The 19,780-nt window shown below is 59.0% G+C and carries 21 protein-coding genes; 2 read left to right on the top strand and 19 right to left on the bottom strand.

Features of this window, described 5'->3' with window-relative positions:
• Positions 1 to 125: 125 nt before the first annotated feature.
• The 18 genes from NDJ10_RS00220 to NDJ10_RS00135 form a co-directional block, all read right to left on the bottom strand.
• Positions 126 to 917, bottom strand: coding sequence for an RNA methyltransferase (locus NDJ10_RS00220; RefSeq protein WP_296159017.1), 792 nt, complete (start codon positions 915 to 917; stop codon positions 126 to 128).
• Positions 914 to 1,573 carry a ribonuclease HII gene (gene rnhB / locus NDJ10_RS00215; protein WP_296159016.1) on the bottom strand — a complete coding sequence of 220 codons (660 nt, stop codon included), beginning with the start codon at positions 1,571 to 1,573 and terminating at the stop codon, positions 914 to 916. The genes NDJ10_RS00220 and rnhB overlap by 4 nt, the downstream gene beginning before the upstream one ends.
• The gene (gene lpxB, locus NDJ10_RS00210) at positions 1,545 to 2,690 is read right to left on the bottom strand and encodes a lipid-A-disaccharide synthase (RefSeq protein ID WP_296159015.1); all 1,146 of its coding nucleotides are present in this window, start codon (positions 2,688 to 2,690) and stop codon (positions 1,545 to 1,547) included. Before lpxB ends, rnhB begins: the two co-directional genes overlap by 29 nt.
• 18 nt (positions 2,691 to 2,708) lie before the next feature.
• The gene (lpxA, locus tag NDJ10_RS00205) at positions 2,709 to 3,503 is read right to left on the bottom strand and encodes an acyl-ACP--UDP-N-acetylglucosamine O-acyltransferase (protein ID WP_296159014.1); all 795 of its coding nucleotides are present in this window, start codon (positions 3,501 to 3,503) and stop codon (positions 2,709 to 2,711) included.
• Between the two features lie 10 nt (positions 3,504 to 3,513).
• Positions 3,514 to 3,951 carry a 3-hydroxyacyl-ACP dehydratase FabZ gene (fabZ, locus tag NDJ10_RS00200; RefSeq protein ID WP_296159013.1) on the bottom strand — a complete coding sequence of 146 codons (438 nt, stop codon included), beginning with the start codon at positions 3,949 to 3,951 and terminating at the stop codon, positions 3,514 to 3,516.
• Between the two features lie 21 nt (positions 3,952 to 3,972).
• A complete protein-coding gene (lpxD, locus tag NDJ10_RS00195) occupies positions 3,973 to 4,947 on the bottom strand; it encodes a UDP-3-O-(3-hydroxymyristoyl)glucosamine N-acyltransferase (RefSeq protein ID WP_296159012.1) in 975 nt (324 codons plus the stop codon).
• 24 nt (positions 4,948 to 4,971) lie between these two features.
• Positions 4,972 to 5,484, bottom strand: coding sequence for an OmpH family outer membrane protein (locus tag NDJ10_RS00190; RefSeq protein ID WP_296159011.1), 513 nt, complete (start codon positions 5,482 to 5,484; stop codon positions 4,972 to 4,974).
• Positions 5,484 to 7,775 carry an outer membrane protein assembly factor BamA gene (bamA, locus tag NDJ10_RS00185; RefSeq protein ID WP_296159010.1) on the bottom strand — a complete coding sequence of 764 codons (2,292 nt, stop codon included), beginning with the start codon at positions 7,773 to 7,775 and terminating at the stop codon, positions 5,484 to 5,486. The genes NDJ10_RS00190 and bamA overlap by 1 nt, the downstream gene beginning before the upstream one ends.
• Positions 7,776 to 7,819: 44 nt before the next feature.
• Positions 7,820 to 9,181 carry an RIP metalloprotease RseP gene (gene rseP / locus NDJ10_RS00180; protein WP_296159008.1) on the bottom strand — a complete coding sequence of 454 codons (1,362 nt, stop codon included), beginning with the start codon at positions 9,179 to 9,181 and terminating at the stop codon, positions 7,820 to 7,822.
• Between the two features lie 4 nt (positions 9,182 to 9,185).
• A complete protein-coding gene (gene ispC, locus NDJ10_RS00175; RefSeq protein ID WP_296159007.1) occupies positions 9,186 to 10,397 on the bottom strand; it encodes a 1-deoxy-D-xylulose-5-phosphate reductoisomerase in 1,212 nt (403 codons plus the stop codon).
• A gap of 8 nt (positions 10,398 to 10,405) precedes the next feature.
• Positions 10,406 to 11,251, bottom strand: coding sequence for a phosphatidate cytidylyltransferase (locus NDJ10_RS00170; protein ID WP_296159006.1), 846 nt, complete (start codon positions 11,249 to 11,251; stop codon positions 10,406 to 10,408).
• An 11-nt stretch (positions 11,252 to 11,262) separates the two neighbouring features.
• A complete protein-coding gene (gene uppS, locus NDJ10_RS00165; protein ID WP_296159005.1) occupies positions 11,263 to 11,991 on the bottom strand; it encodes a polyprenyl diphosphate synthase in 729 nt (242 codons plus the stop codon).
• A 6-nt stretch (positions 11,992 to 11,997) separates the two neighbouring features.
• The gene (gene frr, locus NDJ10_RS00160; RefSeq protein WP_296159004.1) at positions 11,998 to 12,558 is read right to left on the bottom strand and encodes a ribosome recycling factor; all 561 of its coding nucleotides are present in this window, start codon (positions 12,556 to 12,558) and stop codon (positions 11,998 to 12,000) included.
• A 67-nt stretch (positions 12,559 to 12,625) separates the two neighbouring features.
• Positions 12,626 to 13,348, bottom strand: a complete 723-nt coding sequence (gene pyrH, locus NDJ10_RS00155; protein WP_296159003.1) for a UMP kinase — start codon at positions 13,346 to 13,348, stop codon at positions 12,626 to 12,628.
• Positions 13,349 to 13,397: 49 nt separating this feature from the next.
• Complete coding sequence (tsf, locus tag NDJ10_RS00150) at positions 13,398 to 14,321, bottom strand: translation elongation factor Ts (protein WP_296159001.1); 924 nt, start codon at positions 14,319 to 14,321, stop codon at positions 13,398 to 13,400.
• Positions 14,322 to 14,410: 89 nt separating this feature from the next.
• Positions 14,411 to 15,163: a 30S ribosomal protein S2 gene (rpsB, locus tag NDJ10_RS00145; protein ID WP_296159000.1), complete on the bottom strand. Its 753-nt coding sequence runs from the start codon at positions 15,161 to 15,163 to the stop codon at positions 14,411 to 14,413.
• Between the two features lie 186 nt (positions 15,164 to 15,349).
• Positions 15,350 to 16,333 (bottom strand): Hsp33 family molecular chaperone HslO, encoded by a 984-nt coding sequence (locus tag NDJ10_RS00140; RefSeq protein ID WP_296158999.1) that lies wholly within the window; start codon positions 16,331 to 16,333, stop codon positions 15,350 to 15,352.
• Between the two features lie 37 nt (positions 16,334 to 16,370).
• Complete coding sequence (locus NDJ10_RS00135) at positions 16,371 to 16,895, bottom strand: gamma carbonic anhydrase family protein (protein ID WP_296158998.1); 525 nt, start codon at positions 16,893 to 16,895, stop codon at positions 16,371 to 16,373.
• 51 nt (positions 16,896 to 16,946) lie between these two features.
• On the opposite strand from NDJ10_RS00135, the gene NDJ10_RS00130 reads away from it, so the two are divergent.
• Positions 16,947 to 17,777, top strand: a complete 831-nt coding sequence (locus tag NDJ10_RS00130; protein ID WP_296158997.1) for a ferritin-like domain-containing protein — start codon at positions 16,947 to 16,949, stop codon at positions 17,775 to 17,777.
• A gap of 14 nt (positions 17,778 to 17,791) precedes the next feature.
• On the opposite strand, the gene xerD is transcribed toward NDJ10_RS00130, so the two are convergent.
• Positions 17,792 to 18,733, bottom strand: a complete 942-nt coding sequence (gene xerD / locus NDJ10_RS00125; protein WP_296158996.1) for a site-specific tyrosine recombinase XerD — start codon at positions 18,731 to 18,733, stop codon at positions 17,792 to 17,794.
• 99 nt (positions 18,734 to 18,832) lie between these two features.
• Here xerD and NDJ10_RS00120 point away from each other — a divergent pair, with 99 nt between their 5' ends.
• Positions 18,833 to 19,747, top strand: coding sequence for an AEC family transporter (locus NDJ10_RS00120; protein ID WP_296158995.1), 915 nt, complete (start codon positions 18,833 to 18,835; stop codon positions 19,745 to 19,747).
• Positions 19,748 to 19,780 lie beyond the last annotated feature (33 nt).

Here is a 19,780-nt window from a genome sequence, read left to right as displayed (position 1 = left end):
TAGTTGCGGGTACGCCCACGCACCCAGGAACGGTTCCTGAAGCGGCTGTTGACTGGGATGGGTGGACTGCTGCTGTGAGCGTACGCGGGTGCGAAATTGAGCTCGATTATAACCCAGGGGCAACCCTAGGCCAGGTGTACCGTGGCACTCGCATGCAGACAAATCGCAGCGGCAGTCGCCACATTGAGCGACTCCTCCCCACCCGGCTGGGCAATCCGCACATGGCCGGTGGCGCGTGCCTCCAGCTCGGCACTCACGCCCTGCCCTTCATGTCCCAAAGCCCAGGCACATGGCATAGGCAGCTCCTTTTTCAGGAGCGACTGGTGCAAAAAACTGCCGCGGTGCGAGCTGGTGACCAGCAGCGGCACAGTCATTCCATCCAGCCGATCAAGGGTTGCCCCCTCAATGAGCTGCAGCCCCCAATGGGCGCCCATGCCGGCGCGCAGTACCTTGGTACTCCAAAGCGCCGCCGTGCCTTTGAGCGCAATGACCTGCTTGAAACCAAAGGCCGAGGCACTGCGCAAAATGGCACCCACATTGCCGGCATCCTGCACCCGGTCCAGGATGACGGTTGCCACATCGGGCCGGAATTCCGGCGCTGCCGGCAAATCAAAGAGAAAGCCCATGCGGGCCGGCGACTCAAGCGTGCTGAGATCATCAAACAGCGGGTCGGTAAGGACAATATTTTTCAGCGCCGCCTGCACATAAACCGCCGGCGCAGACGGCCAATAGGAGGCCGCAAAAAGACCCAGTGCAGGCCGCACACCGCGCCCCAAGGCCGCAAGCAACAAATGGTCACCCTCGGCCCAGATGCGCTGCTGTTTGCGGTACTCGGTCGTTCCATGGGCCAGGCGTTTGAGGTCCTTGAGCAAGGCGTTGTCGCGCGAGCTGATGTGCAGCACCTGCGGCGAGGTCATGGCATGGCTCCGTTCAGCACCTCGGTCACCGGCCGGAAACTGGTGCGGTGCTCCGGACAGGCGCCATGCGCTTGCAGGGCCGCCAGATGTACCGAGGTGCCATAACCTTTGTGTCGGGCAAAGCCATAGGCCGGGTACAAGGGATCGACCTCCTGGCACCAGCGGTCACGTGTGACCTTGGCCAGAATCGATGCAGCCGAAATGGCCGCTACCAGGGCATCGCCCTTGACGATGGCCTCGGCGCGCATGGGTAACACCGGCAGGCGGTTGCCGTCGACCAGCACCAGTTTGGGGCTCAGGCGCAAGCCCTCGACGGCGCGGCGCATGGCCAGCAGGGTCGCCTGCAGGATGTTGATTGCATCAATTTCCTGCACGCTGGCTTGCGCCACAGAAAAACACAGGGCCTTGGCCCGGATCTCGTCAAACAGCGCCTCGCGTTTGCCTGCCGTGAGTTTTTTCGAGTCGGCCAAACCCCTGATCGGATGGAGTTCGTCCAGAATGACTGCAGCAGCCACGACCGGACCCGCCAACGGACCACGACCGGCCTCGTCGACCCCGGCGATCAGGCCGGTCACATCCCATTGCAGCGAGACCTGCTGCAGGTTGGCTGGCCGTTTGGTGCCAGACTTATGAGGAGAGGAGTTGCGCGATGGCATGGGCAGCAAGTTGGGGTGTGTCGCGCTGCAACTCGGCGTGCAGTGCGCAAAAGCGTTGTTCAAGAGCCTGTATTTTCTCAGGCTGACGGGCTTTTGCGTCAAGCCACTGCAAAACTTCATGCGCCAGCGCTTGCGGCGTGGCCGCATCCTGGAGCAGCTCCGGCACGACAAAATCCTGGCACAGGATATTGGGCAACCCGACCCACGCCTGCAGTTTCTTGCGCCGCATGATTTGCCACGACAACCAGCCCATACGGTAGGCGATGACCATCGGACGTTTGAACAGGGCGGCCTCCAGCGTGGCCGTGCCGCTGGCGATCAGGGTCACGTCGCAGGCAGCAAGCACCGTGTGGGACTGACCCGTTACCAGTTGCACCTGGTCAGCCATGCCGCTGCCCTGCAACGCCGCCTCGATTTGTGCCTGGCGTGCCGGCACCACAGGAACGATGAATTTGGTTTCAGGCCGTACCTGCCGGATCAGCCTGGCCGCCGCGAAGAAATGCGATGCCAGATGGGAAATTTCAGAATCGCGGCTGCCCGGCAAAATGGCTACCACCGTGTCCTGCTGGGTCAGACCGAGTCTGGCGCGCGCCGCAAGCTGATCAGGCTGCATCGGAATCACGTTGGCCAAAGGGTGACCGACATAGGTGGCGGCGATGCCATGAGCGGCCAGCAGCGCCGGCTCGAACGGAAAAATGCACAGCACATGGTCAACGCTGCGCTTGATCTTCTCAATCCGCTCGGGTCGCCAGGCCCAGATGGACGGGCAGACAAAATGCACGGTCTTGACGCCCTGGGCCCGCAAAGCCGCTTCCAGATCCAGATTGAAGTCGGGTGCATCCACGCCGATAAAAACGTCTGGAGGGTTTTGTGACAGGCGCGCTTTGAGCTGGCTGCGGATGCCCACAATCTCACGGTACCGGCGCAGCACCTCCCAGCCAAAGCCATGGACGGCGAGCTTGTCGTGCGGCCACCAGGCCTCAAAACCACGCTGTGCCATCTGCGGGCCACCAATGCCCACCGACTGCAAACCCGGCCAGCGCTGCTGCAAGCCAACCAGCAATAAACCGGCCAGCAAATCACCCGAGGTTTCACCAGCGACCAGGGCGACTTGCATGGGGTGGCGGTAAAAAAATCAGCGCACGATGCCGCGCTGGGACGACGTCTGATCCAGGAACGCGACCATCATCTGCACGTCTGGCAGGGATTCGGGATAAGTTTGCGTTAAATTTTCAATCCGCTCCCGGGCCGCCTGCAGCGTCAGGTCATCACGGTAAAGCGCTTTGTGCATGGCCTTGACGGCGCTGATGCGGTCAGGCGAAAAACCGCGGCGGCGCAAACCCTCAAAGTTCATCGAACGCGCCGCTGCCGGTTGCCCCTGGCACATGACAAAGGGCGGCAAGTCGGCAAACAGCAACGCGCACATGGCCGTCATGCTGTGCGCGCCGATGCGGACAAACTGGTGCACCACGGTAAAACCACCCAGAATCGCCCAGTCGCCCACGTGCACATGACCCGCCAATTGCGCGCTGTTGGCAAAAATGGTGTGGTTACCCACCTGGCAGTCATGCGCCAGATGCACATAAGCCATCAGCCAGTTGTCGTCACCGACGCGTGTCACGCCAACATCACCGGGCGAGCCGATGTTGAAGGTGCAAAACTCGCGGATGGTGTTGCGGTCGCCGATGACCAGCTCGCAGGGTTCACCGGCATACTTTTTGTCTTGCGGAATGGCACCCAGCGAGGCAAACTGGAAAATGCGGTTATCGCAACCAATGGTGGTGTGGCCTTCGATCACACAGTGCGGGCCAACGGTGGTGCCGGCGCCAATTTTGACGTGTGGGCCAATGACAGTGTAGGGTCCGACGGTGACCGAACTGTCAAGTTCGGCAGCGCTATCCACCAGGGCTGTGGCATGAATGGCGGTCAATTGCGCCTCCTCAGGCTATCTTGCGCATGGCGCAGGTGAGTTCGGCCTCAACGGCCAGCACACCGTCCACGGTGGCGCAGGTCTTGAACTTGAAAATACCGGCTTTCATGCGCAGCAATTCGACATCCAGGATCAGCTGGTCACCGGGTTCCACCGGACGCTTGAAACGAACCCCTTCCATGCCGGCAAAGTAGTAGACCATGTCGTCGGTGGCGCCAGAATCCATGGCATCAAAGGCCAGCAAGGCAGCTGCTTGTGCCAGCGCTTCGAGCATCAACACACCCGGCATCACCGGACGGTGCGGAAAATGCCCCTGGAAGAAGGGCTCATTGATGGTGACATTCTTCAGTGCCTTGATGGTTTTGCCCTTGTCAATCGCGAGCACCCGATCCACCAGCAAAAAGGGGTAGCGGTGTGGCAATTTGGTGAGAATCTTGTAAATGTCCATCGTGGGTCCTTGGTTCGAATTTTATTTATTGAGTTGCACCTCAAGCGCACGGATGCGCTCGCGCAGACTGGCCAATTGTTTGAGCGATGCGGCGTTTTTTTCCCAGGCTGCGTTGTCGTCGAGTGGAAACATGCCGGTGTAGTGACCCGGCTTGTGAATGGAACGCGTCGCCACTGAAGCGGCAGAAATGTGAACCCCGTCGGCCAGCGTCAGATGGCCCAGCACAATCGCCCCTCCGCCCACAGTGCAATGGGCTCCGATGATGGCACTGCCGGCGACGCCGGCGCAACCTGCCATGGCCGTGTGCTGGCCGATGTGCACGTTGTGGCCAATCTGGATCAGGTTGTCGAGTTTGACACCGTCCTCAATCACAGTGTCTTGCAGCGCACCCCGGTCAATGCAGGTGTTGGCACCAATTTCGACATCATTGCCAATGCGCACCGCACCAAGTTGCTCGATCTTTTCCCAGGTACCCGCGTTGGGGGCAAAGCCAAAGCCGTCGGCCCCGATCACCACCCCGGCGTGGATGATGCAGCGCTCACCCACCACACAGCGCTCACCCAGTGTCACGCGCGACTTGAGTACGGTCAGGGCACCAATCACCGCACCCGCCTCGACCACGCACAGTGGACCGATCTGCGCGCTAGGGTGCACACGGGCCAGGGGGTCGATCACGGCACTCGGATGAATTCGCGGCCCAACAGCAACGCCCAAGGTCTTTTTCCAGAGTTGGGTAACCCGGGCAAAGTACAAATAGGGCTGGTCGGTCACGATGCAGGCACCCCGCGCACAGGCGAGTTCCTGAAACTGCGGACTGACGATGACACAGGCTGCCCGTGAAGCTGCCAGCTGGTTCTGGTACTTGGGATGACTGAGAAAACTGAGTTGCCCTGACTGGGCACTTTCAAGAGGCGCCAGACCTTCGATCAGAAGGCTGGCGTCACCATGCAATTCGCCGCCCAGCGCTTCAACAATGGATGCCAATCGCAGGGTCACGCGCAACCAGACTTGAGGTCAGAATTACTTTGCCGCAGGCGTGTTGAGCGCCTTGATCACTTTGTCGGTCATGTCATGCTTGGGATTGACGTAAACCGCATCCTGAAAAATAAAGTCGTATTTTTCAGCCACGGCAATCTCCTTGATGACCTTGTTGGCACGCTGAATCACCACCTGCAATTCCTCATTTTTACGTGAATTCAGGTCTTCCTGAAACTCGCGTCGCTTTCTCTGAAAATCGCGGTCCTGCTCCAGCAATTGTTTTTGACGCGTCTGGCGCTGGGTTTCGGGCAAAGTGGGCGCTTCGCGCTCAAATTTATCAGCCAGTGCCTTGATGCTGGCACCCTGCTCAACCAGCTCTTTTTCACGCTTGGAAAACTCCTGTTCCAGCTTGGTCTGCGCTGCTTTGGCGGTGCCGGCTTCCTTGAGCACACGGTCGGTGCTGACAAAGCCCATGCGCAACTCCTGCGCCTGCAAGGACATGGCAGACAGGCCGCACAAACTCAAAGCACAAATATGACGTAAAAAATGATTCATTAGAAACTGGTCCCAATTTGAAATTGCATGCTTTGGATTTTATCGCCATCAAACTTGCGAATGGGTTTGGCAAACGCCAGACGCAATGGCCCCACCGGGGAAATCCAGCTGATCCCGACCCCCACCGACGAACGCAGGTCGTTGGCATTTGCGTTGACTGCGTTATCTCCCCCGACCATACCGATATCCCAGAAACCATACATCCGCAAGGTACGGTCATTGCCTGCCCCCGGGAACGGCGCCAACACTTCCATGTTGATATTGAGCTTGCGTGAGCCGCCGATCACGGTGTCCGTGGCATCCCGGGGCCCCAGGCTGCCCTGATCGAAACCGCGCACCGAACCCAGACCACCGCCATAAAAATTCTTGAATACCGGGTAAGAGCGGCTACCCGACGCGCTGCCCAGGCCAATTTCGGTATTGAAGGCAGCGGTGTACTGCTTGCTCAACGGGAAATACTGCTGGAACTGGTAGGTGGCGCGCAGGTACTTGGCATCGCCGGCGAAAGACCACTCGGCATTGGCCCGCTGGAAACGCCCGCTGGTGGGCGCCAGGGAGCTGTCGCGGCTATCGCGCGCCCAACCCGCAGTGAGTGGGAAGGCAGTACTTGAATAGCCGAATTCGTCAGCGTAACTCTGGTAGGAGGCGGGCAACAGGGTACCTGGAACAATGGTCGTTTTTTCAATGCCAGCGCCGAAAAACACGGTGTCGATTTCGGTAAACGGCACGCCAAAACGCAAACTGGCCCCCGAGGACTCCAGTTTGTAATAGTCCTCATCCTGGTAGGGGCTGCTGGTTTTGGAATAGAGGTCAAACGTGCGCGACACGCCATCTTCGGTGAAATATGGGTCGGTGGTGTTGAGCACGACCACCCGGTTGAATTTGCTGGTATTGATCTGAATACCCAGGGAATTGCCGGAACCAAAGGCATTTTCCTGTTTCAGACCAAACGACAGCCCCAGACCATCACCACTCGAATAACCGGCCCCCAGACTCAGGCTGCCGGTGGGCTTTTCCGTGACATTGACGGTCAGGTCAACCTGATCCGGGGTCCCTGGTACTTCCTGGGTTTCAATGGCCACATCACCAAAATAGCCCAGGCGGTCGACCCGATCGCGCGACAGGCGAATTTTGTCGCCGTCGTACCACGATGCTTCAAGCTGGCGGAATTCGCGGCGCACCACCACATCGCGTGTGCGGGTGTTACCTGCCACGTCAATCTTGCGCACATAGGCGCGGCGCGAGGGGGTGGCTTGCAGCACCAGGCTCACCCGGTTGTTGACGCGGTCAATTTCGGGTTTGGCCTCGACGCGCGCAAAGGCGTAACCAAAGTTGCCAAAATAGTCAGAGAATGCCTTGGTTGTTTTGGCGACATCGTCGGCGTTGTAGGCTTGACCCGGCCGGATCGTCACCATCGACTTGAATTCGTCTTCCTTGCCCAGGTACTCACCTGCCAGCTGGACGCTGCTGACAACGTAGCGTTCGCCCTCGGTGATATTGATGTTGATCCCGATATCGGTCTTGTTGGGCTGCATGGCGACCTGGGTCGAGTCAATCTTGAACTCCAGATAACCGCGACTCAGGTAATAGGAGCGCAGCGTTTCAAGGTCGGCATTGAGCTTGGCGCGCGAATAACGGTTGGACTTGGTGTACCAGCTCAACCAGCCTCCGGTATCGAGATCAAACAAATCACGTAAGGTGGATTCACTGAACGCCTTGTTGCCAACAATCCGGATTTCACTGATTTTGGCTGGCTCACCCTCAACAACGGTAAACGTCAGATTGACGCGGTTACGTTCGATCGGCGTCACGGTGGACACCACCTGGGCGGCATACAGACTGCGATTGATGTACTGGCGCTTGAGCTCCTGCTCGGCACGGTCCAGTTGCGCCTTGTCAAAAGGCCGGCCGTCCGCCAGGCCGATATCGCGCATCGACTTGACCAGCACATCCTTGTCAAACTCCTTGGTGCCGACAAACTCCACATTGGCCACCGTGGGGCGCTCTTCGACCACCACCACCAGCACATCACCTTTCACCTCTATGCGCACATCCTTGAACAAGCCCAGCGCAAACAGGCTCTGGATGGCGGTCGCACCCTTGTCATCGCTGTAAGTATCGCCCACCCGCACTGGCAAGGAGACAAACACGGTCCCTGGTTCGACCCGCTGCAAACCTTCGATCTGGATGTCACGCACCGTGAACGGATCAACAGCCCAGGCGGACTGGGCAACAAGAATCATGGAAGCCAGCGCGGCGCAGGTAGTAAGACGAAAACGATTGAGTTGCATAGTTGAATTCAGTAAATAAAGGGTGCTGGCAAATGAGGCAAGGGTCAGCCAAACAATCGGGAAATATCGTTAAAAAGAGCGACCGACATCATGAGCATCAGGATGGCAACACCCCCTTGTTGCAAACGTTCCATCCAGGCATCGGAGACAGGTCGACCCGTGACACCCTCCCAAAGATAATACATCAGGTGTCCGCCATCCAGCACCGGCACCGGCAGCAAATTCAAAACACCCAGACTGACACTGATGAGCGCCAGGAAAGCCAGATACTGGGTCAGGCCCAAACCCGCCGATTTACCGGCATAGTCGGCGATCGTCAGTGGACCGCTGATATTTTTGATGGAGGCTTCACCAATCAGCATCCGGCCCATCATCTTGAGTGTCAATACCGAAACATCCCAAGTTTTATCCAGTGCCTGCCAGCTGCCCTCGAACACGCCATAACGCACCAGCACCTGTTCAGGGGGTGCGCCCACATAGGCACCAATGCGGCCAATCGGCAGCTCCTGCTCCAGCACCACGCGTGGCGTCACCGTCAGTTGCAAACGCTGGCCATCGCGCAAAATGGTCCATATCTGGCTTGACACTACCTGATTCGTCACCGACTGGCGAATCAACATCCGCAGCTGTTGACCATCCACAATCAACTTGCCATCGACCTGAGTGACTTCGTCTCCTGCCAGCAAACCCGCCAGCGCAGCGGCTGAGTCCGGCATGACATCACCAATCACAGGGCGGGTCATGGGGCCTGTAACACCAATTTTCTGAAACAGCCGAGCATCAACCTCGTTGCTGTCCAGCCCCGAGAGTCCGAGCAGAAATTCACGCTCGGTACTGGCTTTCTCCCCTTGCACCCAAAGCCGAACATCCAGCCCCTCCAGCGCGCCGCGGGTCAATTGCCAGCGCAGATCGTCGAATGACAGCACCTCAAGCTCCGCCTCGCCGTCCAGAGCGGCACGCAACACCCGCTCGCCACCAACCAGCCCGGCTTTGGCGGCTAGGGACTCAGCCTGCGGCGGCGCCAGGATGGCTGCCGGGAGTTGCACTCCAATCCAGTTGACCACGCTGTACAACAGCACCGCCAACAGCAAATTGGCCGCGGGACCGGCCACCACAATCGCACTGCGCCGCATCAGGCTTTGGGTATTAAAGGCAAGATGGCGTTCAAGAGGTGCTACCGGAGCTTCGCGCTCATCGAGCATCCTGACGAAACCACCCAGGGGAAACAAGGCCAGCACAAATTCCGTACCACTGCTTTTGGACTGCCAACGCAACAATGGCTTGCCAAAACCAATCGAGAAACGCAACACCTTGACGCCACAGGCAATCGCCACCCGGTAGTGGCCGTACTCATGAACGGCAATCAGCAGGGCAATGGCGACGAGGAAGGAGATGACAGTCAACATGTGATCAGGCTGCCAGCCGGGCCACCACACGCGCCGCGGCATCACGGCTTTGCGCATCGAGTGCCAGCAAATCTTCGAGCGAACCCGGCGGCGCGGGTTGTACCTTGGCGAGTGTTTCGAGATTGACGGCATGCATCTGATCAAAGCGGATCTGGCCGGCCAGAAAAGCCGCAACGGCGATTTCATTGGCCGCGTTGAGCACAGCCGTACTGCCCTGAGGCGCGGCCAGCACCGCCCAGGCCAGGGCGAGGCCGGGAAAGCGCTGGCCATGGCCGTTGGCATCTGGCGACTCAAACGTCAAATCCGTCATGGCCCGGAAATCCAGCGCACTGGCGCCCGAGGTCATGCGCTGCGGCCAGGACAGGCCGTAAGCAATCGGCACCTTCATGTCGGGCGTGCCAAGCTGAGCCATCACGGAGTGGTCGCGGTACTGGACCATCGAATGGATGACGCTTTGCGGATGAATCACCACCTCGATCTGCCTGGGGGTCACGCCAAACAGATAGCGTGCCTCAATCACCTCCAGCGCCTTGTTCATCATGGTGGCAGAGTCCACCGAAATTTTGCGCCCCATGACCCAATTCGGGTGGGCACAGGCCTGCTCGGGCGTGATCTCGGCAAAGCTGGCCGGGTCACGCCGGCGAAACGGTCCGCCCGATGCCGTCAGAATGATCTTGTCAATCTGCGCAGCCCAGGTCGTGGCGTCTTCAGGCAGGGACTGAAAGACAGCGGAATGTTCGCTGTCAATTGGCAACAGCTTGGCACCACCTGCCATCACGGTTTGTAAAAAATAGTCTCCACCAACCACCAGGGCTTCCTTGTTGGCCAGCAACAGACGTTTTCCGGCCCGGGCCGCACCCAGGCATGAAGCCAGCCCGGCCGCGCCCACAATGGCCGCCATCACCACATCCACCTGTTCATGGCGGGCCATGTCGGTGATCGCGTCCGGACCGGACAACACCTGGGTCAACAAACCCAGGTCACGGCATTGACGCGCCAGTTCATCGCCATGTGTCTGGCTGGCCATGACTGCAAAGCTGGGTCGGAACTGCACACATTGCTGGAGCAATTTGTCAACCTGGGTTGAGGCGGTCAAAGCAAACACTTCAAAACGGTCCGGGTGCAGTGACAGCACCTCAAGGGTGCTGACGCCGATCGAGCCGGTCGAGCCCAAAACCGCGACCCGTTGTTTTTTCAAACCGGTTGAATCCAACATCGTCACTCTCAAAATGTGTAGAGCATCATGGCCAGCGGCAGGCTGGGCAACAAGGCATCGATGCGGTCGAGTACACCGCCATGTCCGGGCAGCAGGTTGCTGCTGTCCTTGACGCCGGCGCTGCGCTTGACCAAGGACTCGAACAGGTCGCCCACCACACTCATGGCCGCCATGAACAAACAGGCGATCACGACGAATGCCGCGCCACGCCCGGCCAGATGGCTGTAAAAACTGGGCGCCACGGGTTGCGCCCACAGATCAAACCGGGTCCAGATCCAGGCCAGCAGCAACACCGCCACCATGCCGCCCCAGACCCCTTCCCAGCTTTTGCCCGGACTGATGGAGGCCGCCAGTTTGCGCGAGACCAACCGCCCGCCCCAGGTGCGACCGGCGAAATAAGCGCCAATGTCGGCAACCCACACCAGCACGAACACCGACAGCAGGAAATTGGTGCCGATCAATCTGGCCTGGGCAACCGCCAGCCAGGTGAGTACCAGTGCCAGCAGACCCAGCCCCAGACGAAAACCGGAATGCAGCCGCCCCCAGGCCGGCACGCCCGCGTGCAACACCCAGCTTCCCAGCAGCACCCAGGCAGCGCCAGTCAAAAGCCAAAGTCGGGGCTGGGTGCTGGCCAGCCAGCCGGCCCACCACAAGCCGGCGCAAATCAAGCCACACACGGCACCCACCAAGTAGCTGGCGGACAAGCGATAGCCGTTCAAACGCGCCCATTCCCAGGCAGCTGCGGCCATGAACAGGAGTGCCAGAAAATTGAAAGGGGCCGGATCATGAAAAAAAAGCGCGGGCAACAACACCAGCAGCAACACCACAGCCGTGATCACACGTTGCTTGAGCATGACAGATATCCTCAATCGGGGCCAGTTGGCATGGTTGGCACATCACTCTGGCCTGGGACTTTGCCAAAGCGACGCTCACGCTGACCATAGGAATGAATCGCCAGATCGAGTGCAGCCTCATCAAAGTCCGGCCACAGTGTGTCACAGAAGAAGAATTCGGAATAAGCCGATTGCCACAGCAGGAAGTTGCTGATGCGCTGCTCGCCGCCGGTGCGGATCACCAGATCGGGGTCAGGCACATGGGCCAACGCCATCGTCTGGCTCAAATTCTGCTCAGTCATGGCCAAGCCCTGGGCAGCCACACGCGCAGCCGCCTGCACGATGTCCCAGCGGCCACCATAATTGAAACAGACATTCAGCACCAATTGCTGGTTGGCCGCAGTGGCGGCTTCAGCCTGCTCAATGCCATTGAGCACGCGGGCCGACAAGCCCTGGCGCTCGCCAATGAAGCGCAATTGCACCCCATCGGCATTCAGCTGCGGCACCTCGCGCCCCAGGGCCAAGGCAAACAAATCCATCAGACCGGAGACTTCCTCTTGCGGACGCTGCCAATTTTCAGAAGAAAAGGCAAACACCGTGAGCACCTTGATGCCGCGGGCCTCACAGGCCCGGGCACAACGCTTGAGGGCATCGACCCCCTGCTTGTGACCCGCAATGCGGGGTAAATACCGCTTTGACGCCCAGCGACCGTTGCCATCCATGACAATGGCCACATGGGTGGGCGTTGACTTGTTCGTCATGCCCGGTCAAACCGCCATGATGTCGTGTTCTTTGGCTGCCACCAGTTGATCAATGACACCAATGTGTTTATCGGTCACTTTTTGAATGTCGGTCTCACAGCGCTTTTGATCATCTTCGGATGCCAACTTGTCCTTGACCAGTTTCTTGACGCCCTCGTTGGCATCGCGGCGCAAATTGCGCACGGCAATTTTGGCGCCCTCGCCCTCGTTGCGCACCAGTTTGGTCAATTCCTTGCGACGTTCTTCGGACATCGGTGGCATCGGCACACGGATCAGGTCGCCCATGGAAGATGGGTTCAAACCGAGATCGCTGTCACGAATGGCTTTTTCAATTTTGGCACCCATGCCCTTTTCCCAGGGTTGCACACTGACGGTGCGGGAATCCAGCAGCGACACATTGGCCACCTGGCTGATCGGCACCAGGGAGCCGTAGTAATCGACGTGCACTGTGTCCAAAATGGCGGGGTTGGCGCGACCAGTACGGATCTTGGTCAAGTTATGTTTGAAAGCCTCAATGGATTGGTCCATCTTGGTTTCTGCAATATTTTTAATTTCGGCGACTGACATGGGTCATTCCTCACTCAGGGTTCAAAATAAAAAAACAGATGGGCTGTGGCGGTCAAGGCCGTCACGCTCAGGCATACACCAAGGTACCCTCATCTTCACCCAGCACCACGCGCTTGAGCGCGCCGTGCTTGAAAATCGAAAACACCTTGACCGGCAGTTTTTGATCGCGGCACAAGGCAAACGCCGTGGCATCCATGATGCCCAGGTTTTGCGAGATGGCCTCATCAAATGAAATCTTGCTGTAACGGGTTGCAGCGGCATCTTTTTTGGGGTCCGCACTGTAAACGCCGTCAACCTTGGTGGCCTTAAGCACAATCTCGGCGCCAATTTCGGCACCACGCAACGCGGCAGCGGTATCGGTGGTGAAAAACGGATTACCCGTGCCAGCCGCAAAAATCACCACCTTGCCCTCTTCGAGGTACTGCAAGGCCTTGGGGCGCACATAAGGTTCGACCACCTGCTCAATGGCGATGGCCGACATCACGCGCGCCGTCAAGCCAGCCTTGTTCATGGTATCGCCCAGCGCCAGTGAATTCATGACCGTTGCCAGCATGCCCATGTAGTCGGCCGTGGCACGGTCCATGCCAACCGACCCACCCGCCACACCACGAAAAATATTGCCTCCCCCAATGACCACAGCGACCTGAACACCGAGGGCAGTCACACCCACGATTTCATCGACCATGCGCACAATGGTGTCACGATTGATGCCAAACTGGTCATCACCCATCAGTGCCTCACCCGACAATTTGAGCAAAATTCGCTTGTAAGCCGGCTTGACATCTGACATGGGTGACTCCTTGGGTCTAGGGGAATTCAATAAAACGACAAGAGTCCGATCAGGCAGCCTGTTGCGCAGCAGCCACCTGGGCAGCCACCTCGGCGGCAAAATCGTCCACCTTTTTCTCAATGCCCTCACCCACCACATAGAGCGTGAATGACTTGACAGTGGTCGCTGTCGCCTTGAGCATTTGCTCGACCGTCTGCTTGTCGTTCTTGACAAACGTCTGGTTCAGCAAAGACACTTCTTTGAGGTATTTCTGCACGCCACCTTCAATCCGCTTGTTCACAATTTCAGCGGACTGGACAGGCTTGCCGGCAGCCGTTGCCACAGCCGCGTCTTCGGCTGCCTTGGCGGCTGCCACCGAGCGCTCGCGCGCCACCAGTTCGGCCGGCACATCGTCGCTCGACAATGCCACGGGCTTCATCGCGGCAATGTGCATGGCCACATCCTTGGCGGCAGTACCGTCACCTTCAAACTCGACCACCACACCAATGCGGGTGCCGTGCAGGTAAGAAGCCAGCTTGTTGCCGCCGGCAAAGCGTTTGAAACGACGGAAGCTCATGTTCTCGCCAATCTTGCCGATGAGTCCCTTGCGCACATCTTCCAGGGTCGGACCAAAACCGTCCTGCGTGTAAGCCAGGGCACCCAAAGCGGCCACATCAGCCGGGTTGTGCTTGGCGATCAGGGACGCAGCCGCATTGGCCAGCGCCAGGAAACTGTCGTTCTTGGTCACAAAGTCGGTTTCGCAGTTCACCTCAAGCAGGGCACCGACACCGGCGTCAACACCGTAGACCACCACGCCTTCGGCGGTGATCCGGCTGGCAGCCTTGCCAGCCTTGCTGCCCAATTTGACGCGCAACAACTCTTCGGCCTTGGCCATGTCGCCCTCGGCCTCGGTCAGGGCGCGCTTGCACTCCATCATCGGGGCATCGGTTTTGCCACGCAGTTCAGCCACCATGCTTGCGGTAATAACAGCCATTTTTTTCTCCGGAAATTGGTTCAGTTTATCAATTGAAATTAAAAAAAGGGGGCAACAAAGCCCCCCTTTGGATTGGGGTCGCCAACGAATCAGGCAGCAGCCTCATTGACCTCGACGAACTCATCGGCGCTGTCTTCAGCAACCGCCTTGACCACATCGTCCATCGCATTGGCGCGACCTTCAAGAATGGCATCAGCAATGCCACGGGCATACAGCGTCACAGCCTTGGAAGAGTCATCATTGCCAGGGATCACGTAGTCGATGCCTTCTGGCGAATGGTTGGTATCCACCACAGCAATCAGCGGAATCCCCAGCTTGCGGGCTTCGGCGATGGCAATCTTGTGGTAACCCACGTCAATCACAAAAATGGCATCAGGCAGGGTGCTCATATCCTGAATACCGCCAATGTCTTTTTCCAGCTTCTCGAGCTCACGGGCAAACATCAGCTGTTCTTTTTTGCTCATGCTGTCAAGGCCGGCTTCCTGCTGGATCTTCATGTCTTTCAGACGCTTGATCGAGGTCTTGACTGTTTTGAAGTTGGTCAACATGCCACCCAACCAACGCGAATCAACATAGGGAACACCGGCGCGCTGCGCTTCAGTGGCCACGGTTTCACGCGCCTGGCGCTTGGTACCAACCATCAGGACGGTGCCACGCTTGGCCGAAATCTGACGTGCAAATTTGGCGGCCTCCTGGAACATCGGCAACGACTTTTCCAGGTTGATAATGTGGATTTTGTTGCGATGGCCAAAAATGAAGGGAGCCATCTTGGGGTTCCAGAAGCGGGTTTGGTGACCAAAGTGGACACCGGCTTCCAGCATCTCGCGCATAGTAACTGCCATAAAAATACTCCAAAGGTTAGGTCTGAAATCCAGTTCGTTTTGCCAGGGAACTGACAACACCTTGATGAAACTGGTTTGCGGATTGACTCGGCGACAGGTTCTGATGAAACAGACCCAGCCGCAAAGCTTAATGAGTATACCACTGCGCCTATGCTGTCTCCTGCTCCTGGCAACGTCCCGCCCGGCTCACTGCAGTGGCGATGGCGGCAGCGGAAAATGGGAAGCCCTGAAAATCTGGGCCGTATCAACGGCGTCAAAGCGGTACTGCAGACCACAAAAATCACAACCCACTTCGATCACATCACGCTCCTGCAAAATGCTGTCAGCCTCAGCCTGCCCCAGGCCCAGCATCATTTTGGTAACGCGTTCACGACTGCAGGAACAGGCAAAACGGGGACCGGACTCGCCTTGCAAGGGTTCAAACCGCAGCAATTGTTCTTCCCAGAACAGCCGATGCAGGATAGTGTCAACATCCAGCGTCAACAACTCTTCGCGCTTGAGGCTTGCTGCCAGCAGGGCGATGCGGTTGTAGTGTTCGTTGAGACCAATCTGGTCTTCATCGGCCTGGCTGGACGCGCCGGCCAGATTGGCCGAGCCAGCCATGGGCAGGCGCTGAATCAACAGGCCGGCGGCCACCTTGTCGTCAGCGGCCAGCACCAGCGTGGTATCAAGCTGTTCGCTTTGCAGCATGTAGTGCTGCAGCACATCACTGAACTTTTCCAGCTTTTCACGTTTATCACCAAACAGCGGCACCACTCCCTGGTAAGGCTGCTGACCAGGCTGGCGGTCTTTGGGGTCAAGCGTGATCGCGCAGCGGCCCTCATTACCCGCATTGACCATCTGGCTCAAACTGGCGTCCGGACTGAGTGCGCCGTTGACCGTGGCGGTAGCGCGCAGGGAAAAATCGCTTTGCACCTCCACCACCGCCAGCTTGACCGGGCCATCGCCAAACACCTGCACGATCAGCGAGCCGTTGAATTTGATATTGGATTGCATCAGCACGGCAGCCGCGGTCATCTCACCGAGCAGGGCCTGCACCGGCGGCGGGTAGGCCCCATGGGTGGTATTGCTGGCGCGCCGGCGCAAGATCTCAACCCAGGCATCGGTCAGACGCACCACGGCACCGCGCACCGGCAGGCCCTCGAAGATAAATTTGTGAATTTCAGACAAACGTCGTTCCTGACTTATATTGAATGGTACGGTGCCATCAGGCAATTTTGTGCAAGCTGGACTTGAAGCGCCGTGCGTTGGCCACGTAATGCTGCGCGCTCAAACGCAAGCCCTGCAACTGCTCCGGGGTGAGTTGACGCACCACCCTGGCCGGACTGCCAATGATCATGGAGCCATCCGGAAATTCCTTGCCTTCGGTCACCAGCGCTCCCGCACCGACCAGACAACCCTTGCCAATTTTGGCACCATTGAGCACCACCGCGCCAATGCCGATCAGGCTGTCATCACCGATGGTGCAACCGTGCAGCATGGCCTTGTGACCCACCGTCACCCCGGCGCCAATGGTGAGCGGTAAGCCGACATCGGCGTGCAGCACGCTCAGGTCCTGGATATTGGTCTGCGCGCCAATCCGGATGGCCGCCGTGTCGCCCCGCGCCACCACGCCAAACCAGAGACTGACCTCCTCACCCAGCACCACGTCGCCCATCACCTCGGCACTGTCAGCCACCCAGGCAGATTCAGCAATTTGCGGGGACACCCCCTCAAGTTCATAGATTGCCATTGCGATCCTTCAGGTTCATATACCTAGAATTGTAGGTAAACCGAACACCACATGATTGCGCCCAACACCATTTCCCCTTCCGGCGACTTGCGCCAGACCTGTTTGCGCCTCTTGCAAATCAACGCGCCCCAGGACAAAGCGGTGCAGGTGCGCGGACTTGATGCAACCCGGTACGCACTGGACCCGGCAGAAACCTTCACGGAGCCAGACCGACTGCCCGGACGACCTGAGCGCCCACGGCTGGTCCACCCCTCCCAACTCAAGACCCGTGCCGTGGGCACCCGGGAAGGCCGCGCCGGGCTGATCCATGCCCTGACCCACATCGAGGCCAATGCCATCAACCTGGCACTCGACATCGTCTGGCGCTTCACTGACATGCCTGCCGACTTTTACCTGGATTGGTGGCGGGTGGCCCAGGAGGAAGCCCTGCATTTTGAGTTGCTCAACGCCCACCTCAACCAGATGGGCTTCGGCTACGGTGACTTTCCTGCACACGACGGCTTGTGGGACATGGCGGAGCGCACCCAAAACGACCTCCTGGCGCGCTTGGCGCTGGTGCCGCGCACGCTGGAGGCGCGCGGCCTGGATGCCACGCCGGCGGTACGAAACCGGCTTGTGTCAGTGGGCGACATGGCGGCAGCAAAAATACTGGACATCATCCTGCGCGACGAAATCGGCCATGTGGCCATTGGCAACCGCTGGTACAACTATCTTTGCGAGACGCGCCAACTCGACCCGGTCAGCACCTATGCGGCGCTGGCACAGCGCTACCAAGCACCGCAACTCAAAGGCCCGTTCAACCTGACAGCGCGCCGTGCCGCCGGTTTTACCGAAACCGAGCTCTCCGCACTGCAGATGCCAGGCGAGCTCGCCACCGGCTGAGTGCAACTGCGCGCTCAACCCCGCGGGTGGTGCTGGGCATGCAGGGTTTTCAGGCGTTCCCGTGCCACATGGGTGTAGATGGTGGTGGTGGAAATATCCACATGCCCGAGCAGCAACTGCACGGCCCGCAGGTCAGCGCCATGGTTGAGCAAATGGGTGGCAAAAGCATGGCGCAGCGTGTGCGGTGACAGCGGCGCCGTGATGCCTGCCAGCAGCGCGTATTTTTTGACGAGCATCCAGAACATGACCCGGCTCATGGCGGTACCAGGTGTGCTGCCGCGCTGGGTCACAAACAGCGCCTCACTGGCATGGCCGGCCAACAACTCGGCTCTGGGTTGCGCCAGATAATGTTTCAGCCACAGGCTGGCCACCTCGCCAAACGGCACGAGGCGTTCCTTGTTGCCCTTGCCAAACACCCGCAGCACGTTGTCGTTCAGGCTCACATTGAGCACTTTCAGGCCCACCAATTCACTCACCCGCAGACCGCTGGCGTACATCAACTCCAGCATGGTGCGATCGCGCATGCCCAACGCTTCGGAGGTATCCGGCGCGTTCAACAAGGCCTCCACCTGCGACTCGGTCAAGGTTTTTGGCATGCGCAAGGGCTGCTTGGCCGCCTGCAGCTTCAGCGTAGGGTCGGTGCCCAGCATGCGCTCGCGCAAAGCCCAGCGGTAAAAGCGCTTGAACACCGTCAGGCGACGGTTGGCGGTGGTGGCCTTGGTGGTGCCGTGCTGATCGGCAAAATAGCTGTTGAGCAGCAGTTCGGTTCCGCCCAGCAAGCTGCTGTTCTGGCGTGACAGCCAGTGGCCGAACAGCGTCAGGTCTCGCCGGTAAGCGGCCAGCGTATTGCCGGACAAGCCTTCTTCGAGCCATAAGGCGTCAATGAAGGTGTCGATCACCGGGTCGGGCGCTTTTTTGACGACCGGAACATTCGAATTGGCAGCGGGCTGGGGCATGGGTTGGGGTACAAACAGAAGACCGCTGATCTTATGCCGAGCTGCCCCCTGCGGTCAGGATCGACAATTTTCACCCGGCGGTCCTGCTATTCTCAGGGCGTGAACTACGCTCAACTTCTCTTTCCTGATTTCTCGCTGATTTTGATCGGCTACCTGATCTGCCGCTTTACGCCCTTGAACCGTGCCGTGTGGGCGCAGGTGGAGCAACTGGTGTATTTTTTGTTCTTTCCGGTGCTGCTGTTCCATTCCATCCTGAAAAGCCCACTCGACCTCAGCGCAGCCAGCAACTTGGTGGGAGCCGGCTGGGCGCTGGGTCTGGGCGGTATTGCCATGGCTTACTCGGTGCCCTACTGGCCGGGACTCAAAGGTCATGTGGCGGCACGCCAGCACGCCGCCAGCGCACAAATTGCCTTTCGATTCAACTCATTCATTGGCCTGGCACTGGCCGAGCGGCTGACTGGCCCCCCGGGCCTGCTGGTGATTGCGCTGCTCATTGGGATCAGCGTGCCGCTGATGAACATCGGCGCCGTGTGGCCGATGGCGCGTCACGCCAAGCGCGGTTTTCTCGGTGAATTGCTGCGCAACCCGCTGATCATTGGTACCGCCAGCGGCCTGGCGGCCAACCTGGCCGGTTTGTCGATCCCGAACTGGGCCGAGCCCACCGTGACGCGCATCGGTGGCGCCTCATTGACGCTCGGCCTGATGGCTGCCGGAGCTGGCCTGCAACTGGCGGCCCTGAACCATGCCAAGTTGCTGGGGCTCGCGGTGCTGTTGATTCGTCACTTGCTGATGCCGCTGTGGGCGCTGGCCCTGTGCCTGATGTTTGGCCTGAATCAGGTGCAAGCCACCATTCTGCTGATGTTCTCGGCCCTGCCGACGGCATCGAGCTGCTATGTTCTGGCCGCGCGCATGGGCTATGACGGCGCCTATGTGGCCGCCCTGGTGACTTTGTCCACCCTGCTCGGCATGCTGAGTTTGCCATTGGCGCTCGGGGTTTTGAGGGCGTTTGTTTAGTCTACGCAGGTTCAAACAGCGGTGACGTGCTTC

This window comes from Rhodoferax sp. (genome assembly GCF_023700745.1).
Classification (GTDB): Bacteria; Pseudomonadota; Gammaproteobacteria; order Burkholderiales; family Burkholderiaceae_C; genus Rhodoferax.
Note: the sequence above shows the minus strand (reverse complement) of the source record. Positions and strands in the feature narration are given on the sequence as shown.